Raw genomic sequence first — 6,874 nt, 5'->3', positions numbered from 1 at the left:
TGACATGAATAATTTTTTTCTATGTTCCGATAGAAAAAACCTTTTAGGTTTTTTCTATTTCTAAATCAACTATCTAAGCTTCATAAAAAGCCACTGATTTTTTCATTATTTCAATAGGTGCAGGAAGGCCGGTCCATATTGAAAATGAAAGCGCACCCTGTTCGATAAGCATCCCCAAGCCATTTAATGCCTTGCAACCGGACTTTTTTGCTAGTGATTCAAGGGGGGTAGGATTAGGAAAGTATAAAAGATCATAAAGAAGGATTCCAGGTCGCAGAATATTCTCCCAATGAAATCCAAGAGAGTTAAAATATTGAAAAGGGAGGGCTTGAACAAAAAGCTCGCTTTGCTCAATTGCTTTTTTAACATTAGCTTCTGTTATAGTCAGGACTTGAATTTTAGTTTTGTACTGACTTTCTAAAACATTTGCCAAATTTAAAGCATTACCATAAGTTCTATTTACTAATATGAGTTTTTGGGCACCTTCCGTGGCTAATTGTTTGGCAATAGCTTCCCCTGCTCCTCCCGTGCCTAATATGGTAATGGATAACTTTTGGAAATCAATAGAGAAGTTTTTTTTAACGTCGTTTACCCATCCGAGGCCGTCCGTATTAAAGCCCCATAATACGTTTTCCATTCTTTTAACCGTATTGACTGATCCGAGAGCAATTGCCGAATGGTCCAATTGGTTACAGAACTCCATCATCCTTTTTTTAAGAGGAGAAGTACAATTCCAACCTAAAAAACCTTTTTTAATCAAAAGGCTCACCGCCTGTTCTAATTCTTCTTCTGAAACTTCTATTCGTATGTATTCTGAATCGATGGATAATTTTTCAAAAGCTGCCTTTTGGAAAATGGGAGATAAGGAGTGAGCAATTGGTTTTCCTAAGACTGCAAAACTAGGTTTTGTTGGATGAAAATCAGCAAGTGTTTCCAAAGTAAAATACTTTTGGTTCCTCATCGTAAAAATCAAACAATATTTTCGAATGAATAATCGCTACTAATAGCTAATATGATTGAGAATAGATGGAATAGCGATAGCTAAAAATTGAAAGTTTTCATTAAGATCACATTAGATTTTAATAGATAAGGGAAAAAAATGGAAAAATTTTCTTTCAATTTGATTTTAGAGGAGCTTCTTACCTCTTATAAAATTCATGGTGGAATCAATTGTGCTGATGGGAAGAATCTTCCCTCCAAAAAAGCCGTCTCAAAACTCACCGAAGACCTTTTAAGTCTTATATTTCCTGGATTTTATATTTCTCTTTCTCTTTCTCAGGACAAAGTAGGATCGTTTTGTTTGGAAGTTTTAAAAAGAGTGTATCAAGCTTTATTAGAGGAGCTGGAGAAAAGTTTACTTTTTTCTCCCATAAAGGATCAAACCGCTGAATCAATATGCCAGAGATTTTTGTCTAAGCTTCCAGAAATCAGAAAGATTTTAGCTACAGATCTAAAAGCTACCTATGAAGGAGATCCGGCTTCAGCAAGTATTGAAGAAGTACTTTTAGCATATCCAGGAATTGAAGCCATAGCTGTGTATCGATTAGCTCATGTGCTTTATCAGGAAAATGTGGCATTGATTCCAAGGATGATGACCGAATGGGCTCATGCCAGAACAGGGATTGACATCCATCCAGGAGCCGAGATTGGTTCAGATTTTTTCATAGACCATGGAACGGGTATTGTCATTGGGGAAACCTGCAAAATTGGACATCATGTGAAAATTTACCATGGTGTTACTCTTGGTGCACGATCTACTAAGGGTGGAAGAAGATTGCGTGGACAAAAAAGGCATCCTACAATAGAAGATTATGTCACTATCTATCCAGGAGCGACCATTCTTGGAGGAGAAACAGTAATAGGGGCAGGCAGCATCATAGGCGGTAATGTTTGGCTCACTCATCCAGTTGCTCCCAATTCGATTGTCACTCTTGTTGATCAAGAAATTCGCGTAAGAACGAAGAACGAATAGATCAAAAGATAGGTAATGAAACGCATTTACCTTGACTACAATGCCTCAACCCCCATGCATCCAGAGGTTATCAAAGAAATAGCCTCTGGGATGACCGTCATGGGTAATCCTTCCAGCATCCATGAAGAGGGCAGACAGGCGCGCTTTCTAATAGAAAAGGCCCGTGAAAAAGTAGCCCAGCTTCTTGGAGTTAAAAGCAAGGAAATTATTTTTACTTCTGGAGGTTCAGAGAGTGATTCCTTGGCTCTCATGGGGGTTGTCTATGGAAACAAGAAAAAGAAAAACCATATTGTTTTATCGGCAATAGAGCATCATGCTGTTTTAGAAACAGCTTTTTCCTTAGAAAAAAATGGATGCAAAATCAGTTTTGTTCCCTGTTCTAAGCAAGGGATAGTCGATTTAGAAAAATTATCTTCTCACCTTACGGATCAAACTCTTCTTGTTTCCATCCAATCGGCAAACAATGAGACAGGAGTATGCCAGCCAATTGAAGAAATAGCGAATCTGTGCAAACAAAAAGAAATTTTTTTTCATTCCGACATTGTCCAGAGCATCGGTAAAGTTCCCATAGATATAAAAGGATTGTCTTTGGCTAGCCTTTCAGCTCATAAATTTTATGGACCCAAAGGAGTAGGAATCCTTTTTATCAAAGAGGGGGTTCCTTTTGAAAGACTAATCTATGGCGGCAATCAAGAAAAAGGGAAGAGAGGGGGAACAGAGAATTTGTTAGGAATCATTGGACTTGCAAAGGCTTTAGAAATTTCTCTCCTAGAGATGGAGGAACAAAAGGAAAGACAATTTCGGCTCATCGAAAGGCTGTGGGAATCCCTAGCTGATCTTCCAGGTATAGAACGTGTTGGAGACCCTAATCGAAGAGTACCAAATACGCTTCTTGTCCTCTTTTCCGGACTCAGTGGACATGATCTTTTAATAGGGCTTGATCTTGCAGGGATTGCAGCATCTAGTGGCTCAGCCTGTATGTCTGGCACCAGTCAGCCTTCTCATGTCCTTATGGCGATGGGATATGAGCCTTCTCAAGCCATCTCTTCGGTTCGATTTTCTATCGGAAAATTTACCACGGAAGAAGAAATTACCGTAGCAGCCCAAAGAATCAGAGAGGTAGTTCTCTCACAACAAAAAGCATTGTCTTGAATCTTTTATATAGCAATTGCCTTGATGATATCAGGAAGGACCGTTGTAAAAGATACCAATTGAAGGTCAAGTTCCTTAATTGTTTCGGAGCTATCAGCAATGGAGTCTTCTTGCAGCATCACAAGCATTTCCTTAGTTATAGGCGGCTTTTTTATCAGTTTTTCAACAATTCCAGCAAGAGGTAAAGCAACAGAAGAAGGCACATTAAATAGTATTCTCTTTTCTATGCTTTTACGAAATAGCAGAGAGAGGAAAAGCCAAGAAAGCAGATAGGGAGCCCAAAAGTCTCCGCGCCAATGTTCAAATAAGGCCTTAAGACCGATAAGAGGATAAACTAAAAAGCTTAATAGTGCCATCGCAATTCTTGATAGGGTATAAAAGGGGAAAGATTCAATTTTGTAGGGTATCTGACATAGATCTAAAATCATCAATAGAATTTCTTTTAAAGAGTAGACCTCTGGCCCAGCAAGTGTGTAAGTTTTATGAAAGGTATTAGGATTGGGGATGGCCCGAACAAAGGCTTCTGCAACATTTTCAACAAATATAGGTTGAAGCTTGCTTTTTCCGCCATCAATCAATGGGAATAACAACAGAGGATTGTTTGGAAAAAAAAGCATTTTATATAATCTTTTCGTAAAGTCATCGCCTATTCCAAAGACAACTGAGGGCTGAAAAATTGTCCAATCTAGCTCGCTATTTCTTACCAGTTCTTCGGCAGTCCATTTTGTTTGATGATAACGGCTTCTTGCATTAGGACGAGTCCCTAATGCACTCATATGAAGAAATCGCTTCACTCCGTTTTCCTTAGAAGCTTGAATCATGTTTTTAGTAATTTGAACATGCACTTTCTTGAAAGTATCCTGTCCCTGCTCAACAATAATTCCTACCAAATGAATAACGGCATCGATTCCTGAACTACATTTTCTAGCAAAAGACAGATCCGAAAGATCTCCCTCTAAGAATTCACAAGGTAGCTCGTAAAGCGCTTTTATTTGCTTTAAATTCCGAGTCGATACTCTCACCTTATATCCTAACTGGCAAAGAAGCTTGACTACACTTTTACCAATAAATCCTGTGCCACCGGTGACTAGTATGGTTGCCATAGCTTGATTATAAATTTCAAAGGAATCGATAAAAAATAGTGTAAATCAAGGACTAAATAAAAAAGAAACTTTTCCTTCTCTATTTCTTTTGCTTAAGATCTTTTTTTGTTTCTTTGCTATTGAGTGAGAGAAATTCTAATCTCTATATAAAGGAAAGAAAAAACATGAAACGGTCGATACTCCTTTTTGCCTTTTTATTCTGTCCTCTTTTTTTATATGCAAAAACTCCTACGGCTTTTGAAGCTCTTAGAATTGCTGAAAAGCAAGTCAGTCCGGATTCCAAACAGTATTTGTATGGAATCATTGGCCAACGCAGTCCTACAACTTTAACTCCAGTCAGTTGGCAATTTATTTATTGGAATCCGCATTCATGGTCCCATTCCGAACAAATTACAGTCGCTGGAGGACAGGTAACGGAAATTAAAGATGGTCTTTTTTCCCTTGGAAACTTACACCTTTTGCCTTATAAAAAAGAAAATACGGTTAATCCTTCTAAGTTAAAAATAGATTCGAATAGAGCTTTAGACATTGCCACAAAATCTAACGAGATGTTTAAAGCCGTAAGGCTAAGCACAGTAACCTTTCGGCTCGCATCACTTAAGGAGCATGAAGAAGCGTGTTGGATTCTGGATTTTTTTGCAGACAAAAACGGGCTGGAGCACTCTATTGGCTATGTTATCATAGGGGCAATCACAGGTAAGGTATATAAGATGAAACTAAATTTTTCAAAAGTTTTACATTGATAGAGGCACCATCGATTGTAGAGGTATTATGCAAAAAGGGATATTTCTAGCGATTGTTTTTTTTTTCTTTCAGAGTTTGATCCCTCTTTTTGCTGTGCAAAAATTATCTCCCCTTGCCCCCTCTCCTGATTGGTCTCGTCTAGATCAATTTCAAGAAACCATTACAAGGGATGAGTTTGTTCAATTGATAAACACGCTGTATTCTCCAAGCGGATCTTTTTGGCGATATACAATCATTAATGGCAACGAAGTAACTATATATTCTGATACGGAGCATAACGAACTGTTATATCGATTGCGACTTGCTCCCGATCCAGAATCACAGGTGCCTCTAAAGGCTAATTGGGTATCGAATATAAAAACTAAAGGGGAAGAGCCTATAGAAACTAAGCCACTAAAAGGCCTCATTATCTGCTTGGATCCCGGACATATCGGAGGGAAATGGGCAAAAATGGAAGAAAGATTTTTTCAAATTGGTTCTGATCCTCCTGTCATAGAAGCTGAGCTCAATATGAATGTTTGTAAAAGAGCAGCGAAATTGTTGGAAGATGCTGGGGCAAAAGTTGTCTGGACAAAAAAAGATTATGAGCCTGTGACTGAACTGCGACCAGCCAATCTAAGGAAGGATGCCATTGCTCTTCTGTTTCCGTTCGAAAACCAAGACAATCTGCCATATCGTTTTTCAGATGAAATAGAAAAAAAAATTTCATTAACCGCTGAAAGACTTTTTTATAGAAATGCAGAAATAAGAGCCAGAGCCGAGTTAGTGGATCGTTTGAGGCCGGATATAACTATTTGTGTCCATTTCAATGCCGACAAATGGTCCGAGCATCCGACACGTGAAGAGCTTGTTCCCAAAAGTAAACTGGTGGTATTTGTTAATGGAAATTATTCGGAAGAAGAGCTAGTTTTCGATGATCAGAAATGGGATATGCTCTACAAGCTTTTGTCTCGGACGGCTCTTCCTGAGTTGGAAATCTCTGAAGCTGTAGCCAAAGAAATGGAAGTCGTATGGAACTTTCCACCTGAAACTTATACGAATTGGTCGGCAGCCTATAAGGTCGGGAAAAGTCCTTATATTTTTGCAAGAAACTTATTGGCTAATCGAATCTATCATAGCCCAGTTGTTTTTATCGAAGGGCCGTATATGAACTCCGTTGATTCCTATGATAGGATCATTGCTGGGGATTATGATGGCAATAAAAATATAAATGGAAAATCTGTTAAAAGCATTTTTGTTGAGTATGCAGAAATCATCACTCAGGGAGTAATATCCTGGGCTACTTCCAAGCAAGGAATTGTCGTTCAAGAATAGGAACAGGAAAAAAAACGGTTCTCTTAAACCAAACCAAGGATCATTTTCCCTTCCTCACTAATCATACTGGGATTCCATGGAGGGTCCCAAACCAAATCCACTTGGGCTTCTGAAACAGATGGTATTTCAAGGATTCTTGATTGAGCGTCTTGGGCTAAAATAGTCCCCATGCCACATCCTGGTGCAGTCAATGTCATTTTAACAGCTACCGCATAACTACCATCTTCTTTTCTTTTAATTTGACAGTCGTATACTAATCCAAGATCTACAATGTTTACAGGAATTTCTGGATCATATACTTCTTTTAGACGGCTATATATAATTTCTTCGGTCAGTTCTTCATGTTCACTTAAAATCTCTTTCTGAGTAGAAAGCTCTTGTTGGATTCCAAGGGCATCGGCATCTTTAGCGTCTACCCTCACCAATAGCCTATTATCATAGATGATGGTATAGGAACCTCCCATAGATTGGGTAATCTGAAAGGGTTTATCCTTCTGAAGCTGCACCTTATCACCGCTAGGAATAAGAATTGCTTCTACATCCCTAGTCAACCTGGATTGGGAATTGTTCACATTCATTTAACAGTATA

At 38.5% G+C, this 6,874-nt stretch carries 7 protein-coding genes; 4 read left to right on the top strand and 3 right to left on the bottom strand.

Annotated features, from left to right (window positions below; translation table 11 throughout):
• Positions 1–73: 73 nt before the first annotated feature.
• Entirely contained in the window at positions 74–961 is an 888-nt protein-coding gene (gene aroE / locus QOL44_RS11190; protein WP_009061928.1) for a shikimate dehydrogenase, read from the bottom strand.
• Positions 962–1,099: 138 nt separating this feature from the next.
• Between aroE and epsC the strand changes: the two genes are divergently transcribed.
• Positions 1,100–1,972 carry a serine O-acetyltransferase EpsC gene (epsC, locus tag QOL44_RS11185; RefSeq protein WP_009061925.1) on the top strand — a complete coding sequence of 291 codons (873 nt, stop codon included), beginning with the start codon at positions 1,100–1,102 and terminating at the stop codon, positions 1,970–1,972.
• A 15-nt stretch (positions 1,973–1,987) separates the two neighbouring features.
• The gene (locus QOL44_RS11180) at positions 1,988–3,124 is read left to right on the top strand and encodes a cysteine desulfurase family protein (RefSeq protein ID WP_009061923.1); all 1,137 of its coding nucleotides are present in this window, start codon (positions 1,988–1,990) and stop codon (positions 3,122–3,124) included.
• A 5-nt stretch (positions 3,125–3,129) separates the two neighbouring features.
• On the opposite strand, the gene QOL44_RS11175 is transcribed toward QOL44_RS11180, so the two are convergent.
• Positions 3,130–4,227: a complex I NDUFA9 subunit family protein gene (locus QOL44_RS11175; RefSeq protein ID WP_009061920.1), complete on the bottom strand. Its 1,098-nt coding sequence runs from the start codon at positions 4,225–4,227 to the stop codon at positions 3,130–3,132.
• A 164-nt stretch (positions 4,228–4,391) separates the two neighbouring features.
• On the opposite strand from QOL44_RS11175, the gene QOL44_RS11170 reads away from it, so the two are divergent.
• The gene (locus tag QOL44_RS11170) at positions 4,392–4,970 is read left to right on the top strand and encodes a hypothetical protein (protein WP_009061918.1); all 579 of its coding nucleotides are present in this window, start codon (positions 4,392–4,394) and stop codon (positions 4,968–4,970) included.
• 28 nt (positions 4,971–4,998) lie between these two features.
• Positions 4,999–6,285, top strand: coding sequence for an N-acetylmuramoyl-L-alanine amidase (locus QOL44_RS11165; RefSeq protein ID WP_009061916.1), 1,287 nt, complete (start codon positions 4,999–5,001; stop codon positions 6,283–6,285).
• A 23-nt stretch (positions 6,286–6,308) separates the two neighbouring features.
• Here QOL44_RS11165 and sufT read toward each other — a convergent pair whose 3' ends face one another.
• On the bottom strand, positions 6,309–6,863 hold the full coding sequence (gene sufT / locus QOL44_RS11160; protein ID WP_009061914.1) for a putative Fe-S cluster assembly protein SufT: 555 nt from the start codon (positions 6,861–6,863) through the stop codon (positions 6,309–6,311).
• Between the last annotated feature and the right edge of the window lie 11 nt (positions 6,864–6,874).

It is taken from the genome of Candidatus Methylacidiphilum fumarolicum (assembly GCF_949774925.1).
Taxonomy (GTDB): Bacteria; Verrucomicrobiota; Verrucomicrobiia; order Methylacidiphilales; family Methylacidiphilaceae; genus Methylacidiphilum; species Methylacidiphilum fumarolicum.
The sequence above is the reverse complement of the archived record's forward strand: the minus strand, read 5'-3'. Positions and strand labels throughout refer to the sequence as shown.

Bases quoted from the DNA above. Each gene is read 5' to 3' on its own strand.
- aroE (WP_009061928.1), bottom strand. From the start codon at position 961: ATGAGGAACCAAAAGTATTTTACTTTGGAAACACTTGCTGATTTTCAT.
- epsC (WP_009061925.1), top strand. From the start codon at position 1,100: ATGGAAAAATTTTCTTTCAATTTGATTTTAGAGGAGCTTCTTACCTCT.
- QOL44_RS11180 (WP_009061923.1), top strand. From the start codon at position 1,988: ATGAAACGCATTTACCTTGACTACAATGCCTCAACCCCCATGCATCCA.
- QOL44_RS11175 (WP_009061920.1), bottom strand. From the start codon at position 4,227: ATGGCAACCATACTAGTCACCGGTGGCACAGGATTTATTGGTAAAAGT.
- QOL44_RS11170 (WP_009061918.1), top strand. From the start codon at position 4,392: ATGAAACGGTCGATACTCCTTTTTGCCTTTTTATTCTGTCCTCTTTTT.
- QOL44_RS11165 (WP_009061916.1), top strand. From the start codon at position 4,999: ATGCAAAAAGGGATATTTCTAGCGATTGTTTTTTTTTTCTTTCAGAGT.
- sufT (WP_009061914.1), bottom strand. From the start codon at position 6,863: ATGAATGTGAACAATTCCCAATCCAGGTTGACTAGGGATGTAGAAGCA.